At 71.7% G+C, this 23446-nt stretch carries 20 protein-coding genes; 13 read left to right on the forward strand and 7 right to left on the reverse strand.

Annotated elements, in window-relative coordinates:
- The first annotated feature begins 8 nt into the window (after positions 1-8).
- The 6 genes from asnB to DV20_RS20200 all read left to right on the forward strand — a co-directional run bounded on the left by asnB (position 9) and on the right by DV20_RS20200 (position 7933).
- A complete protein-coding gene (gene asnB, locus DV20_RS20175) occupies positions 9-1913 on the forward strand; it encodes an asparagine synthase (glutamine-hydrolyzing) (RefSeq protein WP_235190892.1) in 1905 nt (634 codons plus the stop codon).
- A gap of 28 nt (positions 1914-1941) precedes the next feature.
- On the forward strand, positions 1942-3153 hold the full coding sequence (locus tag DV20_RS20180; RefSeq protein WP_043782493.1) for a cytochrome P450: 1212 nt from the start codon (positions 1942-1944) through the stop codon (positions 3151-3153).
- 202 nt (positions 3154-3355) lie between these two features.
- The gene (locus DV20_RS20185) at positions 3356-4789 is read left to right on the forward strand and encodes an MFS transporter (protein ID WP_051736057.1); all 1434 of its coding nucleotides are present in this window, start codon (positions 3356-3358) and stop codon (positions 4787-4789) included.
- Positions 4786-6423, forward strand: a complete 1638-nt coding sequence (locus tag DV20_RS20190) for an FAD-dependent oxidoreductase (protein WP_043782495.1) — start codon at positions 4786-4788, stop codon at positions 6421-6423. The genes DV20_RS20185 and DV20_RS20190 overlap by 4 nt, the downstream gene beginning before the upstream one ends.
- Entirely contained in the window at positions 6420-7190 is a 771-nt protein-coding gene (locus DV20_RS20195; protein ID WP_043782497.1) for a hypothetical protein, read from the forward strand. The genes DV20_RS20190 and DV20_RS20195 overlap by 4 nt, the downstream gene beginning before the upstream one ends.
- Complete coding sequence (locus DV20_RS20200) at positions 7187-7933, forward strand: FadR/GntR family transcriptional regulator (protein ID WP_152603739.1); 747 nt, start codon at positions 7187-7189, stop codon at positions 7931-7933. Before DV20_RS20195 ends, DV20_RS20200 begins: the two co-directional genes overlap by 4 nt.
- Here the strand turns inward: DV20_RS20200 and DV20_RS20205 are convergent.
- Positions 7930-8973 carry an aminotransferase class I/II-fold pyridoxal phosphate-dependent enzyme gene (locus tag DV20_RS20205; RefSeq protein ID WP_043782498.1) on the reverse strand — a complete coding sequence of 348 codons (1044 nt, stop codon included), beginning with the start codon at positions 8971-8973 and terminating at the stop codon, positions 7930-7932. The genes DV20_RS20200 and DV20_RS20205 overlap by 4 nt on opposite strands.
- 167 nt (positions 8974-9140) lie before the next feature.
- On the opposite strand from DV20_RS20205, the gene DV20_RS20210 reads away from it, so the two are divergent.
- Both DV20_RS20210 and DV20_RS20215 read left to right on the forward strand, forming a co-directional pair.
- Complete coding sequence (locus tag DV20_RS20210; protein ID WP_043782499.1) at positions 9141-10700, forward strand: right-handed parallel beta-helix repeat-containing protein; 1560 nt, start codon at positions 9141-9143, stop codon at positions 10698-10700.
- Entirely contained in the window at positions 10697-11812 is a 1116-nt protein-coding gene (locus DV20_RS20215; RefSeq protein WP_043782502.1) for an FAD-dependent oxidoreductase, read from the forward strand. Before DV20_RS20210 ends, DV20_RS20215 begins: the two co-directional genes overlap by 4 nt.
- 127 nt (positions 11813-11939) lie before the next feature.
- Here DV20_RS20215 and DV20_RS20220 read toward each other — a convergent pair whose 3' ends face one another.
- Positions 11940-13856: an AfsR/SARP family transcriptional regulator gene (locus tag DV20_RS20220; RefSeq protein ID WP_084093574.1), complete on the reverse strand. Its 1917-nt coding sequence runs from the start codon at positions 13854-13856 to the stop codon at positions 11940-11942.
- A gap of 775 nt (positions 13857-14631) precedes the next feature.
- Between DV20_RS20220 and DV20_RS20225 the strand changes: the two genes are divergently transcribed.
- A complete protein-coding gene (locus tag DV20_RS20225; protein WP_043782503.1) occupies positions 14632-15267 on the forward strand; it encodes a TetR/AcrR family transcriptional regulator in 636 nt (211 codons plus the stop codon).
- 222 nt (positions 15268-15489) lie between these two features.
- Here the strand turns inward: DV20_RS20225 and DV20_RS20230 are convergent, their stop codons facing one another.
- The 4 genes from DV20_RS20230 to DV20_RS20245 all read right to left on the reverse strand — a co-directional run bounded on the left by DV20_RS20230 (position 15490) and on the right by DV20_RS20245 (position 18269).
- Positions 15490-16749, reverse strand: a complete 1260-nt coding sequence (locus DV20_RS20230; protein WP_043782506.1) for a beta-ketoacyl-[acyl-carrier-protein] synthase family protein — start codon at positions 16747-16749, stop codon at positions 15490-15492.
- Positions 16746-17174: a cupin domain-containing protein gene (locus DV20_RS20235; RefSeq protein WP_043782507.1), complete on the reverse strand. Its 429-nt coding sequence runs from the start codon at positions 17172-17174 to the stop codon at positions 16746-16748. The genes DV20_RS20230 and DV20_RS20235 overlap by 4 nt, the downstream gene beginning before the upstream one ends.
- The gene (locus tag DV20_RS20240; protein ID WP_043782508.1) at positions 17171-17506 is read right to left on the reverse strand and encodes a TcmI family type II polyketide cyclase; all 336 of its coding nucleotides are present in this window, start codon (positions 17504-17506) and stop codon (positions 17171-17173) included. Before DV20_RS20240 ends, DV20_RS20235 begins: the two co-directional genes overlap by 4 nt.
- Before the next feature lie 85 nt (positions 17507-17591).
- Positions 17592-18269, reverse strand: a complete 678-nt coding sequence (locus DV20_RS20245; protein ID WP_043782511.1) for an SDR family NAD(P)-dependent oxidoreductase — start codon at positions 18267-18269, stop codon at positions 17592-17594.
- Between the two features lie 155 nt (positions 18270-18424).
- On the opposite strand from DV20_RS20245, the gene DV20_RS20250 reads away from it, so the two are divergent.
- Genes DV20_RS20250 through DV20_RS20265 form a run of 4 tightly spaced genes read left to right on the forward strand, consistent with a single transcriptional unit; the run spans position 18425 to position 22254 of the window.
- Positions 18425-19588, forward strand: a complete 1164-nt coding sequence (locus DV20_RS20250) for a nucleotide disphospho-sugar-binding domain-containing protein (protein ID WP_043782513.1) — start codon at positions 18425-18427, stop codon at positions 19586-19588.
- 23 nt (positions 19589-19611) lie between these two features.
- On the forward strand, positions 19612-20817 hold the full coding sequence (locus DV20_RS20255; RefSeq protein WP_043782514.1) for a cytochrome P450: 1206 nt from the start codon (positions 19612-19614) through the stop codon (positions 20815-20817).
- A gap of 40 nt (positions 20818-20857) precedes the next feature.
- Positions 20858-21898, forward strand: a complete 1041-nt coding sequence (locus DV20_RS20260) for a methyltransferase (RefSeq protein WP_043782516.1) — start codon at positions 20858-20860, stop codon at positions 21896-21898.
- Positions 21898-22254: a SchA/CurD-like domain-containing protein gene (locus tag DV20_RS20265; RefSeq protein ID WP_043782518.1), complete on the forward strand. Its 357-nt coding sequence runs from the start codon at positions 21898-21900 to the stop codon at positions 22252-22254. The genes DV20_RS20260 and DV20_RS20265 overlap by 1 nt, the downstream gene beginning before the upstream one ends.
- 120 nt (positions 22255-22374) lie before the next feature.
- Here the strand turns inward: DV20_RS20265 and DV20_RS20270 are convergent, their stop codons facing one another.
- Positions 22375-23382, reverse strand: coding sequence for a methyltransferase (locus tag DV20_RS20270; protein ID WP_043782520.1), 1008 nt, complete (start codon positions 23380-23382; stop codon positions 22375-22377).
- Between the last annotated feature and the right edge of the window lie 64 nt (positions 23383-23446).

The following is a 23446-nucleotide window of genomic DNA, read 5'->3' on the forward strand; positions in this document are numbered from 1 at the left end:
TTCGAGCCGTGGTCGACAGGCTCGGCCCCAGCCCGAACGACCAGATGGAGGCCAGCATGTGCGGTATCGCCGGGTGGGTGGACTTCGGACGTGATCTGTCCGGGGAACGCGCCACGATCGACGCGATGAACGAGGCCCAGAAGCACCGGGGCACCGACGCCCGCGGGGTCTGGTGCGCCGCCGACGTCGCGATCGGACACACCAGGACCTCGGTGATCGACCTGGCCGGCGGTGTTCAGCCGATGTTCGCGGAGGAGGACGGGCGGACCATCGCCGTGCTGACCTACTCCGGGGAGGTCTTCAACTTCAAGGAGCTGCGCAACGAGCTGGAACGGCGTGGGCACCGCTTCCGCACCCGCAGCGACACCGAGGTCGTGCTGCGCTCCTACCTCGAGTGGGGCGCCGACTGCGGCAAGCACCTCGAAGGCATGTACGCCTTCGGCGTCTGGGACCTGCGCACCGAAACCATGCTGCTCGTCCGGGACCGGTTCGGCATCAAGCCGCTGTTCTACAGCCTGCAGCCGGAAGGCGTCGTCTTCGCGTCCGAGCCGAAGGCGCTGCTGACGCACCCGCTGACCAAGGCGACCGTCGACCTCGACGGCCTGCGGGAGGTCTTCTCCACCGCCAAGCGGCCCGGCGAGGCCGTCTTCCGCGACCAGGACCAGCTGCGCCCCGGCCACACCCTGTCGATCAGCCGCAAGGGCGTCGTCGACCGGACGTACTGGGAGCTCGAAGCCACGCCGCACACCGATGACCTGCCCAACACCATTTCGCACACCCGGCAGCTGCTCGAAGACATCGTCCTCGGGCAGCTGACCGCCGACGTCCCGCTCTGCACGCTGCTCTCCGGCGGTCTCGACTCCAGCGCCGTCACCGCCGTCGCGGCGAACTGGCTGCGCAAGAACGGCGAACGCGTCCGCAGCGTCACCACCACCTACGTCGGCTACAGCGAGAACTTCCAGCCGGACGACACCCGCGACACCGCCGACGGCCCGTTCGCCGACGAGCTGGCCCAGCACGTCGGCGCCGAGCACATCCACCTCGTGCTCGACACGCGGGACCTGATGGACCCGGAGGTGCGGCTGGCCGCGCTCACCGCGCAGGACATGCCGACCACCGCCGGCGACATGGACGCCTCGCACCTGCTGATGATGCGCGCCACCCGCGAGCACTCGATCGTCGCGCTGACCGGCGAGGTCGGCGACGAGGTCTTCGGCGGATTCCGCTGGATGCACGACGAAGAACTCGTCCGCTCGGGCACCTTTCCCTGGATCGCCAACGAGAAGCGGGTGCCGGGCTGTGTCAAGGGCCAGGGGCGCGGGCTCTTCCACGACGGCTTCCTCAAGAAGCTCGACATGGACACCTACTACCGCGAAACCTACGCACAGGCGCTGCGCGAAACCCCGCACCAGGAAGGGGAAAGCGAGTACGAGAGCCTGATGCGGACGGTCCGCTACGTCAAGCTGATGCGCTGGCTGCCGATGCTGCTCGAACGCGGTGACCGGCTGGCCGCGGCGTGCGGGCTGGAGGCGCGGCTGCCGTTCCTCGACCACCGGCTCGTCGAGTACATGTACAACACGCCGTGGGAGTTCCAGTCGTTCGACGGCCGCGAGAAGAGCATCCTGCGCGCCGCCGTGAAGGACCTGCTGCCCACGTCGGTGCTCGAGCGGCGCAAGGCGCCCTACCCCGTCACCCAGGACCCGGCCTACACGGAGGCGCTGCACGCCCTGCTCGCCGAGACGCTCGCCGACCCGGACGCGCCCATCCTGCCGCTGCTCGACCAGCAGGCCGTCAACGAGGTCTACCGGCACCCGAAGGGCGTTTCGCAGGACTGGCCGAGCCGGATGAACGTCGAAATGGTGCTGCAGATGAACACCTGGCTCAAGCACTACGGCATCACGCTCGACATCTGACCCGCCGACCGCAGAAGGGAGCAAGCCGATGACGCAGACCGAGCCGAAGCCCGTGCCGATGACCCGGCGGTGCCCGCTGGCCCCGCCCGACGAATACGCGCAGCTGCGCGAAGAAGCCCCGGTCAGCGAGGTGGCCCTGCCGGACGGCAACACCGGCTGGCTGGTCACCCGCTTCGACGACGTCACCACCGTGCTGGTGCACCCGGACGTGAGTGCGCAGCGGAAGTTCCAGACCTCGGTCACGTCGGTCACGCTCAGCCCCGAGGAGTACCTGGCGTCCGGGTTCGGGGTGTCGTTCATCGGGATGGACCCGCCGGAGCACACGCACTACCGCAAGCTGATGACCGGCATGTTCACCGTCAAGCGGCTGCGGGCGCTGGTACCGCGGATCGAGAAGATCGTCGACGACCAGCTGGACGTCCTGGTCGACGGCGGCTCGCCCGCCGACCTCATCCCCGAGTTCGCGCAGCCGGTGCCGTCGCTGGTGATCTGCGAGCTGCTCGGGATGCCGTACGAGGACAGCAAGCTCTACCAGGAACGCACGCACGTCATCATGAGCCTCGAGCGGACGAAGGAAGCCCTGCTCGACGCGATGACCGGGATGTCGGACGACATGCGCGAGCTCGTCCGCGAGAAGCGCGCGCACCCGGACGGCAAGCTGATCAGCAGCCTGATCGAGGCCGTGCCCGACGACGGCGTCCCGCTCACCGACGACGAGCTGGTGGCGATCGGGAACCTGATGATGATCGCGGGTTACGAGACGACCGCGAACATGATCGGCCTCGGCGCGCTCACGCTGCTGCACTTCCGCGACCAGTGGGAAACCCTGTGCCGGCAGCCGGAACTGGCCGAGCGCGCGGTCGAGGAGATCCTGCGCTACCTGACGGTCGGGCCGTTCTGCCTGCCGCGCACGGCGAAGACGGACATCGAGCTGGGTGGGCGGCACATCCGCGCCGGGGACCCGATCCTGCTGTCGACCGAGTCGGCGAACTGGGACCCCGCGCAGTTCGAGCGCCCCGAGGTCTTCGACATCACCCGCAAGCCCAAGCGGCACGTCGGGTTCGCCTACGGCGCGCACCAGTGCCTGGGGCAGGAGCTGGCCCGGATCGAGATGCGGATCGCGTTCTCGAAGCTGGCGCGGCGGCTGCCGCAGCTGCGCTTGGCGGTGCCGCTGGAGCAGGTGCCGATGCGCACGGACATGCAGATCTACGGCGCCCACGAGGTGCCGGTCGCCTGGTAGCCGCCGCCCGCGGTGAAGGACCCTTCGCTCGCACCGGCCACCGGCCGGTGCGAGCTTTTTCGTGCCGGTCGCCGGGCGCCGGCTGTAACCGAGGATGAGCTGGTCAGTTCTCTGATCGACTTAATCAAACATCTAGTTGACACAGTGGCACGGCTCGTTGATTATGGAGAGACGAGTTGCACTGTCGGAAAAGGAGTACGTCGTGGAGAAGCATCCGCTCAGGTGGTGGGCGCTCGCCGTCGCCGTCCTGGCCGTCCTGGTGGACATGATCGACAACCAGATCGTGGCGGTGGCGCTGCCCACCATCCAGCGGGAGCTCGGCACGGGGGATTCGGCGCTGCAGTGGATTTCCGCCGGCTACGCACTGGGGTTCGCGCTCACCCTGATCACCGGCGGCAGGCTCGGTGACCGGCACGGCACCAAGAAGCTGTTCCTGGCCGGCATGGTCGTGTTCACCGGCGCTTCGCTCGCGGCCGGGCTCGCCGGGCACGTCGGCGTGCTGATCGCCGCGCGCGTGATCCAGGGCGTCGGATCCGGGCTGATGGTGCCGCAGGTCCTGTCGTTCATCCACTCGGAGTTCGACGAGAAGGAACGCCCGAAGGCGATGACCTTCTACGCGGGTGCGTTCCCGATCGGCGGCCTCGCCGGCCCGCTGCTGGGTGGCGTGCTGACCCAGGCCAACCTGTTCGACACCGGCTGGCGCGCGATCTTCCTGGTCAACCTGCCCATCGGGGTGCTCGCCCTGATCGGCGCGCTGGTCACGATGCCGAGCCGTCCCGGGTTCTTCCGGCACCGCCTCGACTTCGGTGGCCTGCTGCTGCTGACCGCCGGGCTGTTCGCGGTGTTCTACCCGCTGGTCCAGGGCCGCGAGCTGGGCTGGCCGACCTGGTCGATCGTGCTGATGGTCGCCGCCATCCCGCTGTTCGCGATCTTCGCGCTGCACCAGCGGATGCTGGCCAAGCGCGGCGGCGAGCCGCTGGTCCCGCCGGCCCTGCTGAAGTACCGCAGCCTCTCCGGGGGCCAGGCCGTCATGCTCTGCATCAACACCGCGGTCGGCGTGTTCTTCATCCTGACCCTGCACCTGCAGCTGGGCCTCGGGTTCTCCCCGCTGGAGGCGGCACTGACGTTCGCGCCGTCGACGATCGGCATCGTGGCCGGCAACGTCATGGGCATGCAGCTGGCCCCCAAGCTCGGCCGCGCGTTCACCGCCGTCTCGATCGTGGTGCTGCTGGCCAGCCTGGTCGCGATCGCGATCGTCGTCCAGGTGCTGGGCAAGGACCTGAACATCTGGGCGCTGCTGGCCCCGGTGATCGGCTTTGGGCTGGGGATGGGCGCGGTGCTGAACTCGCTGTTCGGCGTGTCGATGTCGGAGATCCAGATGCAGCAGGCCGGCGCCGCGTCCGGGCTCGTGAACACCACGGTCCAGCTCGGCACCGCCACCGGCATCGCGTTGTTCGGCACGGTGTTCTTCTCGCGGCTGGGCACCGGGTTCGAGTACGCGACGGTCAGCGCGATCGCCGTCAGCGCCGGGGTGCTGGTGCTGGCGCTGCTGTTCACGACCGCGTTGCCGGGCAAGAAGCAGGCGGCCCAGGCCGCCGAGAAGACCGGCGAGCACGCCGAGGCGTCGGCACGATGACCGGATCGGGCAACCACGAGACTCCGGTGCTGATCGTCGGAGGCGGCATCACCGGCCTGTCCACGGCGCTCTTCCTGGCCCGGCTCGGGGTTCGCCCGATCCTGGTCGAACGGCATCCCTCCACCGCCGTGCTGCCCCAGGCGCGGGCGTTCAACCCGCGTTCCATGGAGATCTACCGCGCGCTGGGGCTCGCGGCGGCCATCCGGGAGCGGACGTCGATCCTCACCGACATGCCCGACATGATCGGTGCGGAGACGCTGGCCGGGCGGGAGCACTTCCGGTTCGACGTGCTCGCCAAGGCCCGGCCGCCGGCGTCCCTCAGCCCGGCGGACTGGGAGATGATCGACCAGGACGAGCTGGAGCGGATCGTGCGCGCGCACGCCGAGGACAGCGGCGCGGACGTGCGGTTCGGCACCGAACTGGTCGCGCTGACCGACCGCGGCGACGGGGTCACGGCGGTGGTGCGCGACCTGGAAACCGGGGCGCACAACCGGATCCGCGCCGCGTACGTCGTCGCCGCCGACGGTCACCGCGCCGGCGTCCGCGAGCGGCTCGGCATCGGCGCCGACGGGCCCGGCGTGCTGCTGCGGGTCGCGAACTTCGTCTTCGACGCCGACCTCGGGGCCGCGCTGCGGGGCCGCCGGTTCCTGCTGGCCTACCTGGACCGGCCGGTGAAGGGCTCGACGCTGATCCCGCTGCGGGAGTTCGGCCGGTGGGCGCTGTCCGTGCCCTACCGCCCCGAGCGGGGCGAAAGCCCGGCGGACTTCACCGAGCGGCGCTGCGCCGAGCTGGCCAGGCAGGCCATCGGGATCCCGGACGCCGACGTCCGGCTCGTCCCGTCGATGCCGGGGGCGGACCGGATCGTGTCGACCACGACGATCGGCGGCTGGGTGGCCCGCCGGTTCCGGGCCGGGCGGGTGTTCTTCGCCGGCGACGCGGCGCACGTCGTGCCGCCGTCCGGTTCGTACGGCGCGAACACCGGCATCGCCGACGCGCACAACCTCGCGTGGAAGCTCGCCGCCGTGCTGACGCGCGCAGCGGGCGACGCGCTCCTGGACACCTACGAGGACGAGCGGCGCCCGGTCGCCCGGGTGACGCTGGAAGCCGCGATGCAGCTGCTCCACGACCGCCACGAAGGCGCGGGCGACCACCCGAAGACCGACGACCTGGCGATGATCTTCGGCTACCGCTACACGTCGGCGGCGGTGCTCGCCGGGACCGGCCGTCCGGTCGAAGACCCGCGCGTCCCCCGCGGCGAGCCGGGGCTGCGGGCCCCGCACGTGCGGCTGGAGCAGGGCGGCACGGCCCTGTCCACACTGGACTTGTTCACCGGCGCGTTCACCGTGCTGGCCGGCCCGGACGGAGTCGGCTGGGTCGCCGCCGCGAAGGCGGCCGCGGCCGGGCTCGGCCTGGCGCTGGACGTGCACCGCATCGGCTTCGAGTTCGACGATCCGGAAGACCGGTGGGCCACGGCGTACGGGGTCACCTCCCGGGGCGCGGTCCTCGTCCGGCCGGACGGGTTCGTCGCGTGGCGGGCCCGTGAGCTGCCCGAAAACCCGGAGCACGACCTGCGTGACGCGCTGTGCCGCGTGCTCGCGCTGAACGGGGAACGCGTCCGTTCCGCCGGCCGATGACGCGCGACGAGGACGCGGTGCGGTGGCTGCCGGTCACGGACGAGCGCTGCGGTGACGACCGGTTCGCCGGCCCGGGCATCAGCGCGCTCCACCGGGCCGCCGACCTGGCCGCGGTGCCCGAAACGGTGGTGCTGACCGCACCGCTCCCGCACTGGCGGGACCTGGCCCGGCGGCGGCCCGACCCGCTGGCGGAATACGCGAGCCTGGTCGAGGAACCGGTATCCCTGCGAGCGTGGCGGGTCCGCCCGGGAGCGGACGACGTGCCGGTGGGGCCGGTCTTCGTCAACCTCGGCCCGGGCACGGTCACCGAAGGAATGCTGGAGCTGCTCGCGCTCGCGGAGGACGGCCCGCCGGAGTTCCCGCGGCTGGCGTTCTCGCTGCAGCGGTTCACGGCGGCGGAGGCGACGGTGCTCGCGCAGGCGGCACCGGACGGCGAACGCGTGCGGGCGCAGGCGTTCCTCGGCCTGGCCGAGCAGCTCGCCGAGCCCCTGTACCCGGACCTGGTCGTGCTGGTGGGCCCGCAGCTGGCCGTCCACGAGTACCGGGTGGCGGACAAGCCGACGGCCACGGTCGCCGCGGACGGCGGCAGCCGCACCGAGCAGATCGGGCAGCTGCGGCGGCGCGCGCCGGTGCTGCGGGTGAAGGTGCTGCAGGAGATCGGGGCGCTCGCCGTCTCGATCGCCCGGCGGCTCGCGGTTCCGGTGACCGCGGAGTTCGCGGTGGCCGGGGGAAAGCCGTTGCTGCTGCGCTGCCGGCCGCGGCCGTGAACACCCCGGAGTTCGACGCGGTGTTCCGGCCGGTGCGGTCGGGCCGGGCGGTCGAGGAGACCCTGGACCGGCTGCTGCAGCTGGTGCGGCTGGGGATCGTCGGAGCGGGCGCGCGGCTGCCGTCGGAACGCGAGCTGGCCGAGCGGCTGTCGGTCAGCCGCGTGACGTTGCGGGAGGCGCTCCGGGAGCTGGCGGCCGCCGGCTACGTCGAATCGCGGCGTGGCCGGTACGGCGGGACGTTCGTCGTGGAGACACTGCCCGCGCCGCGGCGGATCGAGCGGCCCGGGGCGGCCGAGCTGGAGGATGTCCTGTGCCTGCGGCGGATCCTGGAGCCGGGCGCGGCGGAGCTGGCCGCGGCGCGGCGGCTGAGTTCGGCGGCCCGGCAGCACCTGGCCGCCACCTCCGCCGAAGCGGCCGCGGCGGACCCGTTGGACTACCGGCGCCGCGATTCCCGGCTGCACCTGGCCATCGCGGAGGTGACCGCGTCCGGCTCGCTGACCACGGCCGTCGCGGACGTCCGGATGCGGATCGCCGGCGTGCTCGACGAGAACCCGGTGAGCCGGGGGCGCCGGGACCGGTCGGACGCCCAGCACGCTCGCATCGTGGAGGCGATCCTGGCGGGCGACCCGGTCGCGGCGCGGGCGGCGATGGCCGAGCACGTCGAGGAAACAGCCTCGCTGCTGCGGACGAGTGGGACGGGTGCCGGGGCGGATCCGGGCACGCCCCGGCACCCGGGCTCCTAACCGGCCAGCGCCGCGGCCAGCAGCGGGAACTCGTCGTCGGTCGGCGCCGTGATGCGCAGGCCGGGAACGCGGCCCGCCTGGTCCTCGCCGAAGACGCGGACCACCACGCCCGCGCGGACCAGCTCGTCGTAGTCGCGCTGGGGGTCCGCCGAGGCGACGAACCGGTAGTGCACCGGCGCCCCGCGCACCACACCCTCGTAGCGGCGGGCCAGCAGGCCCTCCATCGCCTCCGCGTTGGCCAGCAGCCGCGTCAGGGTGCGCTCGGCCCAGCCGGTCTCGCGCAGGGCCGCGATCGCCACCACCGAGTCCACATAGGACAAGGGCCAGTTGAGCCGCTGGGCCGCGACCGCCGTGCGCAGCTGCGCGTTCGCTGTCCACATCGCTCCGGTCCGGGCGCCCGCGATACCGAACAGCTTGTTCGGCGACGACAGCACGACCACATTGGACAGCCCGGCCCACGCCATCGACTGCCGCCGCCCGCCGCCGAGGAAGTCCACGTACGCCTCGTCGACGATCAGCGTCGACGACGGGTTCGCGCGGCACACCTCCGCCAGGTCCGCCGGCGGGATGTGCAGGCCGAGCGGGTTGTTCGGATTGGACACCACGACGTAGGAGTAGCGCGCCATGCCCTCGGCGATCCGCGCCAGCCGCGTCGCGACGGTGTCGATCCCGCCGTCCGACGGCGGCAGGTGGTTGCGGAACCAGCGGATGCTGTCGGTGTAGTCCGGCGTCACCACGGCCACTTCGGACGGTGGCAGCAGCCGCGCCAGCACCCGGATGAACTCGGTGATGCCGCGCCCGGACACCAGCAGCTCGGGGTCCACCGAAAGGTAGTTCGCGTAGGTGGCCCGGAACAGCGAGTCGGCCTCGTACGGGTGAGCGCGCAGCCGCTGGACGTCGAGCTCCCGCAGCGCGACCCGCACCGCCGACGGCGGCCCGTACCGGTTGACGCAGGTGCCGAGGTCGAGGTAGGTGTCACCGGCGAGGCCCCGGAGGTCTCCGCCCTGCCGGTGGATGGCGTCCTCGGAAAGACTTTTCATCAGTTTCCGCCTTCTGCTGGGTCAGGGTTCCCCACCGTGGCAGCGGCCGATCCAACCCGGCTCGAACGCGGCTGGCGCGTCCCGCGAATCCAGGCCGTTCCGAGTTCCGCCCGAGCACGCGTGGTGACCATCCGGGTGACCCCGCCGCAACCAGGAAGGGATTCACGATGACCGCTGCGTGGATTCGCAGGCTCACCCTCGCCGTCGCGGTGCTGACCGCCGCCGGTGCCAGTACCCCGGCCGCGCTGGCCGACACCGCGAACCGGTGGGGGGCCCAGTACTACGTCGACTGCGCCGGCGGCAGCGACGCCGCGTCCGGGCTCAGCGCCGCACAGGCGTGGAAGACCCTGGCCAAGGTGAACTCCGTGACCTTCGCGCCCGGCAGCCGGATCACCTTCAAACGCGGGACCCGCTGCGACGGGACGTTCGCGCCGAAGGGCTCCGGCACGCCCACGCGGCCGATCACCACCGGTGGCTACGGGCCGGGCGCCAAGCCGGGCATCGACGCCCACGGCGCGCTCGCGGCGGTGCTGCTGCACAACGTCGAAGGCTGGGAGCTGCGCGACCTCGACCTGACCGACCAGGGCCCGCCGCCCGGCGAGTCCGAGCTGCGCATCGGCGTCTACGTGCTGCTGGAGGACTTCGGCATCGCGCACCACATCGCCGTCTCGGGCGTCGACGTCCACGACGTCAACGGCTGCGACTGCCGCAACCCGCACACGCCGACCGTCAGCGGCGGCATCGTGTTCAAGGCGGGCGGCACGACGACGCCGAGCGGCTTCGACGACGTCGTCGTCGAGCGCAACACGCTCCGGCACGTCGACCGGCAGGGCATCGCGACGTCGTCCGACTGGGAACGGCGGGCGCAGTACCCCGGCGGCCGCGGCACCACCTACGTCGCGCTGACCCGGGTGCGCATCGCCGGCAACCTCGGCGAGGACATCGGCGGCGACGCGGTCGGCGTCTACAACGCGACCGACGCGGTCGTCGAGGGCAACGTCTTCCGCGGCTGGGCCGAGCGGGCGCCGTCGTACACCGCCGCGCTGAGCGCGTTCAACTCCGACGGCACGGTGTTCCGCCACAACGAGGTCTCCTACGGCCACGGTTCCGGCCCGCTGCCTTCGGCCGCGTTCATGACCGAACACGCGAACCTCGACACGGTGTTCGAGTACAACCTCAGCCGCGAGAACCAGGGCGGCATGCTGGTGGTCTGCGCCGACGCCGGGCGGCCGACGGACCGCACGACGATCCGGTACAACGTCAGCGAGAACGACTTCTCCAACGGCTACTACCCGGACTTCTCCGGCGGGACGTCGCCGATCGGCGTGATCACGGCGATCTGCCTGGAGACCGGGCACATGCGGGTGTACGGCAACACCATCCACGCGCCCAACGCCGAGCGGATGCTGATGAACTACACGACCAACGCGCTGGAGTTCAGCGACAACATCTTCGCCGGCCGCGCGGGCGGATCGCAGTTCAGCGATCAGTACGGCGTCTACGACCACAACCTGTACCAGAACATCATCGGCGTGCCGGCCGGTGACGCGCACGCGGTCATCGGCGACCCGCGCTTCGCGGCGCCGGGCCGGGACTACCGGTTGCGCACCGGCTCGCCCGCGCTGTCGGCCGGCGCGCCCAACCCGGGCGTGCGGGACTACTTCGGCTACCGCGTGCCACGGGTGGACCCGAGCATCGGCGCGTACACCGGACCGGGCGTCCGATGACGCGGCGCGTGCTCGTCATCGGAGCCGGGATCGGCGGGCTGTGCCTGGCGCACGGGCTGCGGCAGGCGGGCGTCGACGTCGTGGTGTACGAGCGCGACGCGTCCCCGGCCCGCCGTCACCGGCTGCGGATCACGCCGGAGGGCGAGCGGGCGTTCCGGGAATGCCTGCCGGCGCCGGTGTCCGACGCACTGGTGGCGACGTCGATGCGGTACACGAAGGGCATGGCCGCCTACGACGAGCACCTGGTGCGGCTGTGGGAGCACAACGACGTGGACGACGGCGATCTCGACCGCGTCGACGCCGTCGACCACCGGACCCTGCGCGAAGTGCTCCTCGCCGGGGTGGACTTCGTCCGGTACGGCAAGGAGTTCGCCGCGGTTTCGCTCACGTCTTCGGGCGGGGTGCGGGTGCGGTTCCGCGACGGGACGTCCGACGACGGCGACGTCCTGGTGGCGGCGGACGGGGCGGACTCGGCGGTCCGGGCGGCGTGGCGTCCGGCCGACGTGCCGCGGGATCTCGGTGTCCGCGCGATCGTCACGCGGATCCCGATGGTGCGGGCGATCAAGGGCGGGCTGCCGGAGTTCATGCGGGACCGGTTCACGTCGGTCGTCAGCGCGGACGTCAGCTTCGGGTTGCTGCCGATGGAGTTCCGGCCGGATGCCGGCGCGGAGGACTACTACATGGCGGTGTTCAACATGCACCGCGACGACCTCGGCGTGCCCGACGACGTGCTGTTCGAGCTGCCGGGGCCGGCGCTGCGGGAGGTGCTGCGGAACCGGACGGCGGACTGGCACCCGGACCTCCACGGGTTGTTCGCGCACGTGGAGCCGTCGGAGACGTACGCGCTGGCGTTGCGCGCTTCGGTACCGGTCCGGCCGTGGGGACAGGGACCGGTGGTGCCGCTCGGCGACGCGGTCCACACGATGCCGCTGTCGGGCGGGGCGGGCGCGAACGTCGCCGCCCAGGATGCCGCGGCGTTGTGCCGGGCGCTGACGGCGCCGGGGTTGCTGTCGGAGGGGTTGGCGGTGTACCAGGCCGACCTCGTCCGGCGCGGGACGGCGGCGGTGGAGGAGTCGATCCGGATGGCGCGGGGTTCGATGCGGATCGACTGAGTCCGCGCACGGCGGCCGCCTTTCCCGGCTCGGGGAAGGCGGCCTTCGCCGTGGCCGGACAACGGAGCGCGCACCGCACCGGGGGGTCTTCGGTGCGGTGCGCGCTCTTTACCGGGGAGGCTGGGGGTCAACCCCGGTTGGGAGCGACCGGGACCCGGATGGGGGACGGGCAGCCGGTCGTGGCCATGGCCGTTTCGTCGTTCTCGCGGTCCGCTCCCAGCAGTTCCGCCTCCAGGTGCAGCTGGCGGCCGATCGCCCGGAAGCTCGGCAGCATGCGGTAGCGGTGCTCGTCGGTGGGCCGTGCCGCGTGCTCGAACTCCAGCAGGTGCAGGCCCACCAGGTCGTCCAGCAGTGTTTCCGCCAGGCAGCCGTCGAGGTTCAGCACCGCCGACGCGTCCGTGAGCGACAGGCTCCGCGCGTCGGACAGGCTCAGCGCGCGGAACGCCCAGCGGACCTTCGGCGTCGCGATGCTGTACGTCAGCGAGACGCTCGCGCGCAGGTCGAACGGGTCGTCCGTGCCCGTCTCGGCCCAGTCGACCGCCCGGCGGACCGGCCAGTGCGGACGCTGCCTCAGCCGGTTCGCCGCCGCGTGCAGGGCCAGCGGGAGGCCGTCGCAGCGGCCGGCCAGCGTGCGCGTCCCCTCCGGGTCCTGCTTGAGCCGCTCCGGGCCGACCAGGTCCATCAGCACCCGGACGCTGTCCGCGCCGTCCAGCGGGCTCAGGCTCACCACCGTCGTCACGGCCGGGTGGGCCAGCTGCACCCGGCTCGCCACGACGACGCCGCACTCGCGGCCGGCCGGCAGCAGCGGCGCCAGCTGGCTTTCCTCCAGGACGTCGTCCAGCACCACCAGCACGCGGCGTTCGGCCGTCCACGTGCGGAACTGCGTGCTGCGCTCCGCCAGCGAACCGGCGATACCGTGGTCCGGGACGCCGATCGCGCGCAGGAACCCGGCCAGCACCGCGCCCGGGTCGACCGGCTGGCCGGCCGCGTCGGCGAGGCTCGCGTGGAACTGCCCGTCCGGGTACGCCTCGCGCACCTCGTGGCCGGCGTGCACGCACAGGGCCGTCTTTCCCGATCCCGGCGGCCCGTCGACCGTGACGACCGCCGGGCCGCGCCGCCCGGGCGTCGTCACGGCCGTGACGATCGTGTGCAGCTCCGTCTCGACGCCGACCAGGCCGGGACCCGCCGGCGGCAGCTGGCGCGGCGGCTCCCGCCGCGCCGGACGGCGGCGGGCACGGGCCGGGTCGGCGTCGAGGCTGCCGTTCGCGGCCAGTACCGCGCGGTGGATGCGCTGTAGCTCCGCGCCCGGGTCGAGGCCCAGTTCGTCCGCGAGGGCGGTTCGCGTGCGCTGGTAGACGCCCAGCGCCTCGGACCGCCGTCCGGACCGGTAGAGCGCCAGCATGAGCTTGGCCTGGAAGCCCTCGTGCGTCAGCTGCCGCGCCGCCAGCCGGGTCAGCTCGCCCAGCACCTCCTGGTGCCGGTCGAGCTGCAAGGCGGCGTCGATGCGGTGTTCCAGCGCGTTCTTGCGCATCTCGTCGAGCCGCAGCACCTCGGCCTGCAGCACCGGACCGGGGTTGAGGTCGGCCAGCGCCGAGCCGCGCCACAGCTTCAGCGCCGCGTCCAGCGTGTGGAAGGCGGCCTCGGGGTCGCCGGCGTCGAGTTCGGTCCAGCCCTGGGTGGCCTGGCGCTCGAAGTGGCTCGAGTCCAGGGCTTCGCGGTCCACGGCGAGCATGTAGCCGCCGGAGAGGGTGAGCAGCACGGGCTGCCCGTCCTCGCGGCCCACGCGGGCCGACGGCCGCTGTGCCGCGTCCAGCTCCAGCAGCTTCCGCAGCTGGTAGACGTAGGTCTGCAGGGTGGTCTTGACGCTGGTCGGCGGGTTCTCCTCCCAGAGCTCCTCGATGAGCTGTTCGGTCCGGACGATGTGGTTGGCGGACACGGCGAGCAGGCTGAACACCCGCTGCAGCTTCGGCGCGGACGGCGTGATCGGGACGCCGTCGCGGATGACCTCCAACGGGCCGAGAACCTTGACGCACAACATCTGCATCCTCCAAGTCTCAATGCGGCGAGGTCCGCTCCCCGTCGGATGGCCACCGCTTCCCCAGTCCCCAGGTTTGCCGGCTCCCCGTGCTGGGTAAAACAGCGGGAGCGAGCTGGAGTCACCTTGACTTGGTGCGCTGGACGAACAATAGCAGAGCGCTGACGCCGTGCTGGGAATGTCGCCCTGTCGCGCAAGGATTTCGTAGCTCCAGGTGCATTCTAGTGACCGCGGGTCACATTTTGGCCGAACCGGGCACGGGGGAAGGTGCCGAACGGCGGCTTTCGCTCCCGGAAAATTCACCTGATCGTCCTGTAGTATTCTGACCAGCGATGACGTTCACGCCGTCGTGAGGCGATGATCGTCGTCGGGAATGTGCATACGTTTTCCCGGCGAGGCGCCAGGTGAATGCAGAATAGACCTCGCGGCGGACGGAGCTCGACGCGAAAATGTCGCGGAGCGGCTGCGAGGATCGATTTCCCGTAATGGCGTCTTCGCCGTTCGGGGCGGTGTTGCGCGATGCCGGAGAGCAATTCACGACGCCGCGAAGAAAGCGCTCTCCGCTTCGGGATCGCCGCGCAGCGTCCTTGTCGGACGCTCCGGTGTGGACTGCTCGGTGGGACGGTGCCGGGAAGATCGCTTGCCGGGCTGGGGCTTCGCCGCTGCCGGGCTGCTCTCCTCCTGTCACCTACCATAGTCAGGGACTTGCCTCACTGTGTCAACCACCTGTTTCATTAAGTCGATCAGCCGGTTGAGGCGGTTGAGCGCATGTATAGTCGCTGGTGTGACCGCGTCGTCGAAACCCCGTCGTTCGCCTAAGCCGCAGGAACGGCAGCGGGACCCGGACCGCACCCGCCGGCTGATCCTGGAAGCGGCGGTGGCGGAGTTCGCGGCGCACGGCTACGCGGGCACGCGGATCGCCGCGATCGCGGCGCGCGCGGGCGTGAACCAGCAGTTGATCTCGTACTACTTCGACGGCAAAGAGGGCCTGTACCAGGCGATCTCGGAGGGCTGGGGCCAGCGCGAGATCGAGCTGGCCGCCCCGGGCACCCCGCTGTCGGAACAGCTTCGCCGGATGGTGCTGGAGGTCCTGAGCTCCCGCGAAGGCATGCGCCTGATGGCGTGGTCGGGCCTCGAGTACGGCGGCCCGGACACCGACCCGGACCACGCACGCCGGTCGGCCAGCCTCGGCGGCACGGTGGAGCAGGTCGCCGAGCTGCAGAAGTCCGGGAAGATACCGGAATGGGTGGATCCGGCCTGTTTGACGGTCATGCTGATGGCGGCCGCGATGGCGCCGGTGACCCTGCCGCACGTCATCGAGGGCCTGGCGCAGACGGATCCGGGCTCGCCGGAGTTCGTCAGGCACTACGCCGACCAGCTCGCCCGCCTGATCGAGCACCTGAATCCCGAGCGGGACTGACCGGACGCCGTCAGAAAGTCGACCCGCGCGGGTGATACCCGCACGGGAATTGCCGCCGGGCGGGAAATGCCCAACCTGCCGCAGGGGCGGCCGGTCACCGGCCGGGCGGCCAGGGGGTACCGAAGGGGCCTCAGTCGCATCCGATGCCGGAAATGCACGACACGGGCGGCGGGCACGGGAACGAGCGGTGGCGCCCACGCACCACCGCCCGTCCCCGGCACCTCAGGCGGCCGGCCGCCCCAGGACCATCGCGCTCTGGAAGCCGCCGAAGCCGCTTCCCACCGACAAGACCACGTCCATCTCGTGGTCGCGGGCGGTCAGCGGGACGTAGTCCAGGTCGCACTCCGGGTCCGCTTCGTGCAGGTTCGCCGTCGGCGGGACCACCTGGCGGTCGATCGCCAGCGCGCACGCGGCCACCTCCAGCGAGCCGATCGCGCCCAGGGAATGGCCGATCATCGACTTGATCGAACTCACCGGCACCTCGTACGCCCGCTGCCCGAGGCTCCGCTTGAACGCCGCCGTCTCGTGGCGGTCGTTCTGCTTCGTGCCCGAGCCGTGGGCGTTGATGTAGTCCACATCGGAGGGGGCCACCCGGGCGGAGTCCAGCGCCACCCGGATCGCCTCCGCCATCTCGCGGCCGTCCGGCTTCAGCCCGGTCATGTGGAACGCGTTGCTGCGTCCGGCGAAGCCCAGGATCCGCGCGTACTCACGGGCCCCGCGCCGCAGCGCCGCGCCCGTCTCCTCGAGCACCAGGACCGCCGACCCCTCACCCAGCACGAACCCGTCGCGCCGCGCGTCGAACGGCCGGGACGCGTGCTCGGCGTCGTCGTTGTTCGCCGACGTCGCGCGGATCGCGTCGAAGCACGCCGAGGTGATCGGGGACAGCGGCGCGTCCGTGGCGCCGGCGAGGACGACGTCCGCCGTGCCCTCCTCGATCAGGGCCACGCCGTGGCCGACCGCGTCCAGGCCGGACGTGCAGCCCGTCGACACCAGCGCCGTCGGGCCCTCGGCCGCGACCTCCCACGCCACCTCGACGGCCAGCGTGCTCGGCACCATGTAGCCGTAGAGGTGCGGGACGCCGTAGGTGTGGTCGACCAGCCACTTCCGGCCCTCGTCGGCGAGGACCGCGTACTCCTCCTCCAGCCCCATCGTGCAGCCGACCGCGCTGCCGATGCTCACCGCGATCCGGCCCGGGTCCAGTGCCGAGAGGTCGACACCGCTGTCGGCCACCGCCTCGCGCGTGCACACCGTGGCGAACTGCGCCGCGCGGTCCATCCGCCGGATCTGCTGGGCGGACAGGCCCGCGGCCTTCGGGTCGAAGTCCACTTCGGCCGCGATCTTCGAGCGGAAGCCCGAGGGGTCGAACAGGCTGATCCGGCGGGTCGCCGTGCGGCCGGCGCTCAGCAGGTCCCAGAACGCTTCCCGGCCGACCCCGCCCGGCGCCACCACACCGATCCCGGTGATGGAGACGCTCCGGCTCATGAAGCACCCCCGACCGCCGGGTTCGGCGCGTCGGGCTGCCGCACCTGCTCGGTGTCGACGTGGCCCAGCTCCGGCCGCGGCGCCAGCGGCGACAGGTGGAACACCCCGCGCGCCTCGACGTCGCCGACGTTGACCAGCCGGTGCCGCGTCCCGATCGGGACGATCAGCGAGTCGCCGGGCCCGAGCCGCACCGCGACGCCGTCCAGCGTCATCTCCAGCTCGCCCGCGACGACGTGCAGGAACTCCTCGGAGTACGGGTGGTAGTGCTCGGTGACGTGCTCGCCGGCCCCCAGGATGAGGAACCCGCCGAAGCCGGACGTCGAGCCGACCGTCTTCGGGCTCAGCGTCACGCGGATGTCCCCGCCGCGGCGGGTGTTCGGCACGGCTTCGGAGACGTTGACCTTCACCTTGTCCACTGTGGTCATCGCACGCGGCCTTCCTCGGGAGTCCAGACGTAGAAGGGGGACGCCATCGCGTCCTTCGGTTCCTTCCAGCCGGGGTCGTACGGCGAGACGAGCTCGGCGAGCTTGGTGTTGATGTCGTTGTAGAGCGCGCTGCTGCGGGCCCGGTACAGGCTCGGGTTGATGTCCTGGTCCGCCTCGACGAGGTGGAAGTACAGGTCGTGGAAGCTGAACAGGGTCCGCCGCGAGACGCCGACCATGTGCGGCAGTTCGGTGGCGTCGGACTCGGCGAAGACGTCCGCGATCCGTTCGGGTGAGTCGGTCTTGAGCTTCGCGACGATCAGGGTGCGGTGCACGTTCTCGCCTCCTGGCAACGTGGTCGTACGGGTCGGCTCATGCTCCGGGCCGCCGGTGTAGCGCGGCTCGAACCAGCCTCGGGGTTCACCACGGAATCCGTTGTCCCGAGCGCAGGAACGCGCCCGTCGGCCCGTTGTCCGGCAGGGTCGCGACGTCGGCGATGTCGACGGCGGCCTCTTCGGGACCGCGCGGCGCGTTCGGCACCATGCGGGTGCGCACCTGCCCGGGGTTGACGGCGTTGACCAGCACGCCGGTGCCTTCGGTCTGCCGCGCCAGCATGGTGGTCAGGCCGTTCACCGCGGTCTTCGACAGCGAGTACGCCGGCGCGCCCAGCCATAGCCCCAGCTCGAACGACCCGGTCGCGCTGGAGAGGAACACGACGCGGCCCCAGCCACGCCGCACCATCGCGGGCACGAACGCCTGCGCGGTCCGCCAGCCGCCGAGCAGGTTCACCGACAGCGTCCGCTCGACCAGCTCCAGCGGCACGGTGAGCGGCTCGTGGCCGCCATCGAGCAGGACGCCGGCGTTGCACACCAGGACATCCACTTCGGTCAGTTCGGCGGCGGCCCGCGCGACGCTCGCCGGATCGGTCACGTCCAGCTCGCAGGGCCGCGCGGCGGTGCCGATCTCGGCCGCGGCCTTGGCGGCCGCGTCGAAGTCCCGCGCGGTCAGGACGACGTCGAGTCCCCGATCGGCCAGCTCGGCGGCGACGGCCAGGCCGAGCCCGCGGTTGGCCCCGGTGATCAGTGCGGTGTGTGGCACGGCGTTCCTCCGATGACGAGCACGGTCTGGTGGGTGGTCCGGTCCGCCGCGATGGTCGCCGCCGCGCCTCGATCCGTGCTGGGGAACCGGTCGTTCGAGTGAGCCTTCAGCGCGCGGTGCCACGGTCGTCGCCGAGACGGCGAGGAGGAACGGACATGCGGGTGGTGTTCACGACGTGGGCCTGGCCGACGCACCTGTACGCGCTGGCGCCGCTGGCCTGGGCGTGCCGGGCCGCGGGCCACGAAGTGCTGTTCGCCAGCCAGCCGGGCCTGGCGCGGGACATCCGGCGGGCCGGGCTGACCGCCGCGCGGGTCGGCGTCGACGTCGACACGGCGGGCATCGTGCGGGAGTACCTGCTGCCGGCCGTACCCGGAGCCGCGGTACCGGCGCGCGGCGGGAAGCCGCGTGCCGTGCGGCTGCTGCTGGAGCACGCCGAGTCCATGGTGGACGATCTGACCGACCTGGTCCGGGACTGGCGTGCCGACGTCGTCGTCTACGACCCGACCGCGCTGGCCGGCCCGCTCGCCGCGGCGGCCGCCGGGATCCCCGCGGTACGGCACCTCTACGGCGCCGACCTGCTCAGCCGCGTGAGCGGGGTGCTGGCCGAGGCGTTCGCGCCGCTGGCCGTCCGGTTCGGCGGGCTGCCCTTCGACGCCTGCGGCAGCGCGACGGTCGACCCGGTGCCGCCGAGCGTGCAGGTGCCGGGGACGCCGCCGCGGCTGCCGATCCGGTACGTCCCGGTCAACGGCCCCGCCCGGCCGCCGCGCGGGTTCCGCACCGGCCGCGACCGGCCACGGGTCTGCGTCAGCTGGGGCCACACGATCGCGAAGGTCGACCCGCGCCGGTTCCTCGTCGACCGCGTCGTCGCGGCCACCGCCGGCCTGGACGTCGACGTCGTGCTCGCCGTATCGCGGGCACAGCGCCCGCTGCTCGGGTCGCTGCCGAAGCACGTGCGCGTGCTCGTCGACGAGCCGCTGCAGCCGATCCTGGCCGGCTGCGACCTCCTGGTCGGCCACGGCGGCGCGAGCAGCATCCTCACTTCGCTGCACGAAGGCGTCCCGCTGCTGCTGGTGCCGCAGCTGCCCGACCACGCCGGGCACTCGGCGCGGGTCGGGGCGCGCGGCGCCGGGGTCGTCGTCGGCCTGGCCGACGCGACCGTCGACGTCCTGCGTGAGCACATCGCCCGGCTCGTCGCACCCGGTGCGCCGCAGCGGACCGCGGCCCGCGAGGTCGCCGCGGAGATGCGGGCGCAGCCGTCGCCGTCGCAGGTCGCCACCGCGCTGGAAACCCTGACCGGGCCGGTCCTCAACCGTCCTTAATGGACCCTCTATTGGAGACGCCGATGACCCAAGAAGCCGTCGAGACGCTGCGGTTCCCGTTCACCAGCAGCCATCCGCTCCTGCCGCCCGAGGAGTACGCGCGGCTGCGGGCCGAGGAGCCGGTCGCGCGGGCGACCCTGCCCAACGGGCACGCCGTCTGGCTGGTCACCAAGCACGCCGACGTCCGCAAGGTGCTGGCCGACCCGCGGTTCAGCCGCGAGGCCATCACCCGGCCGGACGCGCCCCGGCTGCTGCCGGTCGCGGCCGGGTCCAAGTCGATCTTCGTGATGGACCCGCCCGAGCACACCCGGCTGCGCAAGCTCGTCGGGCGCGTGTTCACGACGCGGCAGGTCGAGAACCTGCGGCCGCGGGTCGAGGAGCTGGCCGAGGAAATGGTCACCGGCATGGTCGAGGCCGGGCCCGGTGCCGACCTGATCGAGCACCTCGCGCAGCCGCTGCCGATCACCGTCATCTGCGAGATGCTCGGCGTCCCGCAGGACGACCACGACCTCTTCCGCGGCTGGACCGACGTCATGCTGAGCGTCGGGCACCGGTCGTCCGGGCAGGTCGGCGCGGCCGCCGGGAAGCTGCGGCGGTACCTCGAGGACCTCATCGCGGCCAAGCAGCGGAACCCGGCCGACGACCTGCTGACCGTGCTCATCACCGCGCGGGACGAGGACGACTCGCTCAGCACCGAGGAGCTGCTCGCCTTCGCCGAGACCATGCTGATGGCGGGCTACCACGCGACGACGTCGGAGATCGCGCACGGCGTGCTCACGCTGACCGAGCAGCCGGGTGCGGTCCGGCGGCTGGCCGAGCACCGCGGCGAACTGCCCGCCGCCGTCGACGAGCTGCTGCGCTACTCGCAGGCGGGCGGCGGGGTCGGGCCGATCCGGATCGCACTGGAGGACATGGAGATCGGCGGTGTCGGGATCAAGGCGGGCGACGCGGTGCTGCCGTGCATCAACTCCGCCAACCGCGACGAGAGCGTCTTCGCCGCCGCCGGAGAGGTCGACCTGACCCGCACCCCCAACCCGCACCTGGCCTTCGGGCACGGCATCCACCACTGCCTCGGCGCGCACCTGGGCCGGGTCGAGCTGACCGTCGCACTGGACCGGATGCTGACCCACTTCGGCGAGTTCCGGGTCGGGCCGGTTCCGCCAGCCGAACTCGGGTGGAGCGCGAACCGTGCCTTCACCCGGCCGGACACCCTGCCACTGCAGTGGTGACCCCTGTTGATCACTCCACGCAAGGGAAGGACCACCGTTCATGACCACCACTGCTGACCAGGGCACGGTCTCCGCGATCAACGCGCGGCCGCTGATCGAGCTCGGAACGTCGTTCTGGGCCGCCAAGACGCTGCTGACCGCCGTCGAGATCGGCCTGTTCACCACGCTCGGGGCCGGCTCGGCGTCCGAGGAACAGCTGCGGGAGAAGCTGCGGCTGCACCCGCGGTCGTCGCGGGACTTCCTGGACGCGCTGGTCGCCCTCGACCTGCTGGAGCGCGAGGACGGGCTGTACCGCAACACCGCCACCACCGGCTACTTCCTCGACGAGAACAAGGAAACCTTCCTCGGCGGCTGGATGCGGCAGGCCAGCAAGCACCTGTTCCGCGCCTGGGGCGGGCTCACCGAGAGCCTGCGGTCGGGCAAGCCGTACATCGGCTGGGACACCGCGGACTACTTCGAGCGGCTGTACGAGGACATGGAGGAGCGGCGCAGCTTCATCGCCGCGATGGACGCGTGGACCACGCACATCGCGACCGAGCTGGCCGAGGGCATCAACTGGGCCGAGCACAAGACGTTCGTCGACGTCGGCGGCGCACGCGGCAACCTGTCGGCGTCGCTGGTGAAGGCCCAGCCCCACCTGGACGGCGTCGTGTTCGACCGCCCGGAGATCGCGGAACTGTTCCACGAGCACATGGCGGCCAAGGGCACGACCGGCCGCGTCGGGTTCGTCGTCGGCGACTTCTTCACCGAGCCGATCCCGCCGGCGGACGTGCTGATCTTCGGGCACATCCTGCACGACTGGAACGACGAGGAGCGCGCGACGCTGGTGCGCCGCGCGTACGAGGCCGTCAACCCCGGCGGCATCGTGGTGATCTACGACCGGATGATCGACGACGACCGCCGCGTCAACAAGGTCGGGCTGCTGGGCTGCCTGAACCTGCTGGTGGTGACCCCGGGCGGCTCGGAGTACACGATCGCGGACTGCCGCAAGTACGCCTCCGACGCCGGCTTCGCGTCGACGACGACGGTCCCGCTGTTCGACGGCCTCGAGACCGCGGTCGTCTGCCGGAAGGCCCGCTGATGCCGTACGTCGCGATCACCTACGACATCAAGAGCGGCTGCGAGGACGAGGTCGCGGAGGTCTTCGCGGACTTCCAGCGGCCGAAGTCCGCGGTGGTCCCGGACGGGGGCCGCATCCTGGCGACGGCGGTGTTCATCCGGGACGCGACGCTGGTCCGGTTCATCGAGTACGAAGGCGATCTGGACGCCGTGGCGCGGTTCATGGCGATGCAGCCGGGGGTGCGGGAGGTGGAGCGGAAGCTGGCGCCGTTCCTGAACAACCCGCGGGACACCGGGACGGTGGAAGGCTTCGTCCGGACGTTCCGGGCGAGCATGCTGCGGTGCATCACGCAGTTCGCGGTGCCACGGGCGGCCTGAGCCGGCACGGGAGCGGGCCGGGATCTTCGGATCCCGGCCCGCTTCGCGCGTGCGCGCACCTTTTCCGGGTACGACTCGACCCCCTGACCTGGGTGGCCAGGGGGTCGAGCCGGGGCAGCGTCAGGGCTTGCGCAACCACACCAGGGTGTCGTAGTCGCCCAGTGGCTTGGAGAAGAACTCCGTGAAGCCGACCTCCGCGGCGTGCTCGCGGACCTCCGAGGCCGGGTACTCCGAACCGCCGTCGCTGACCAGCAGCATGTCGATGCTGATCACCAGGTTCTCCACGTGCCGCGGGTCCTCGTCCAGCATGCGGTCGTACACCAGGAGCGTGCCGCCCGGGTTCACCGCCGCCGCGGCCTTGTGCAGGATGCGGCGGCGGTGGTCGCGGTCGAAGTCGTGCAGGATGTGGCCCAGCACCACCAGGTCGGCCGTGGGCAGGTCGTCGTGGAAGACGTTGCCGCCGTGGAACTCCAGGCGCTCGGTCAGGCCCAGGTTCGCCATGTGCTCGTCGAAGAACGGCTCCATCGGCGGCAGGTCGAACACGTGCCCGTACAGGCCCGGGTTCGCCTTGACGATCTGGCTCGCCATGTTGCCGCGGCAGCCGCCGACGTCGAGCATGGTCTTGAACCGCGACCACTCGAACGCCTCGATCAGCTGCGGGCCGAGCACCTGGGTGAGCGCGTCCATCATGCGGATGAACTGGCCCAGCACCTTCGGGTTCGCGATGACCTGTTCGAAGTCGCCTTCGGCGGTGGGCTTGCCCGTGCGCAGCGCCTCGGTGAGCCTGCCCCACGCCGGGTACAGGTTGTTGTTCGCGCGGTGCATGAAGCCGCCGACGTACTCCGGGAGGTGCGTCACCAGATGGCGGTCGGCCCCCGGCGCGTTGCGGTACCTGCCGTTCTCCTTCTCCAGCAGGCCCAGCGCGGTCAGCAGGTTCAGGAAGTCGCCGAGCCCGCGGCCGTGCAGCGCCAGCTTCTCCTTGATCTCCTCTTCGGTCGCCGGCCCCGGGTGCAGGGTGGTGAACAGGTCGAGTTCCACCGCGGTGAGCAACGCCTTGGCATCGCAGAAAGCGTTGCAGAGCCGGATGATGCCTGCCGGGGTACTGACGTCCGGTGCGGTACTCGTCATGCCGGGTTCCCTTCTGGAGAATTCGCTCGGCCAGTGACCAGGCCGGATCTCGTGCCACCGTTCC

It is taken from the genome of Amycolatopsis rifamycinica (assembly GCF_000695625.1).
GTDB classification, from domain to species: domain Bacteria; phylum Actinomycetota; class Actinomycetes; order Mycobacteriales; family Pseudonocardiaceae; genus Amycolatopsis; species Amycolatopsis rifamycinica.

Coding starts and splice junctions, on each gene's coding strand:
- DV20_RS20210 (WP_043782499.1), top strand. CDS start 9,141: ATGACCGCTGCGTGGATTCGCAGGCTCACCCTCGCCGTCGCGGTGCTG.
- DV20_RS20270 (WP_043782520.1), bottom strand. CDS start 23,382: ATGACGAGTACCGCACCGGACGTCAGTACCCCGGCAGGCATCATCCGG.
- DV20_RS20260 (WP_043782516.1), top strand. CDS start 20,858: ATGACCACCACTGCTGACCAGGGCACGGTCTCCGCGATCAACGCGCGG.
- DV20_RS20215 (WP_043782502.1), top strand. CDS start 10,697: ATGACGCGGCGCGTGCTCGTCATCGGAGCCGGGATCGGCGGGCTGTGC.
- DV20_RS20195 (WP_043782497.1), top strand. CDS start 6,420: ATGACGCGCGACGAGGACGCGGTGCGGTGGCTGCCGGTCACGGACGAG.
- DV20_RS20180 (WP_043782493.1), top strand. CDS start 1,942: ATGACGCAGACCGAGCCGAAGCCCGTGCCGATGACCCGGCGGTGCCCG.
- DV20_RS20250 (WP_043782513.1), top strand. CDS start 18,425: ATGCGGGTGGTGTTCACGACGTGGGCCTGGCCGACGCACCTGTACGCG.
- DV20_RS20235 (WP_043782507.1), bottom strand. CDS start 17,174: ATGACCACAGTGGACAAGGTGAAGGTCAACGTCTCCGAAGCCGTGCCG.
- DV20_RS20220 (WP_084093574.1), bottom strand. CDS start 13,856: ATGCAGATGTTGTGCGTCAAGGTTCTCGGCCCGTTGGAGGTCATCCGC.
- DV20_RS20255 (WP_043782514.1), top strand. CDS start 19,612: ATGACCCAAGAAGCCGTCGAGACGCTGCGGTTCCCGTTCACCAGCAGC.
- DV20_RS20265 (WP_043782518.1), top strand. CDS start 21,898: ATGCCGTACGTCGCGATCACCTACGACATCAAGAGCGGCTGCGAGGAC.
- DV20_RS20190 (WP_043782495.1), top strand. CDS start 4,786: ATGACCGGATCGGGCAACCACGAGACTCCGGTGCTGATCGTCGGAGGC.
- DV20_RS20230 (WP_043782506.1), bottom strand. CDS start 16,749: ATGAGCCGGAGCGTCTCCATCACCGGGATCGGTGTGGTGGCGCCGGGC.
- DV20_RS20205 (WP_043782498.1), bottom strand. CDS start 8,973: ATGAAAAGTCTTTCCGAGGACGCCATCCACCGGCAGGGCGGAGACCTC.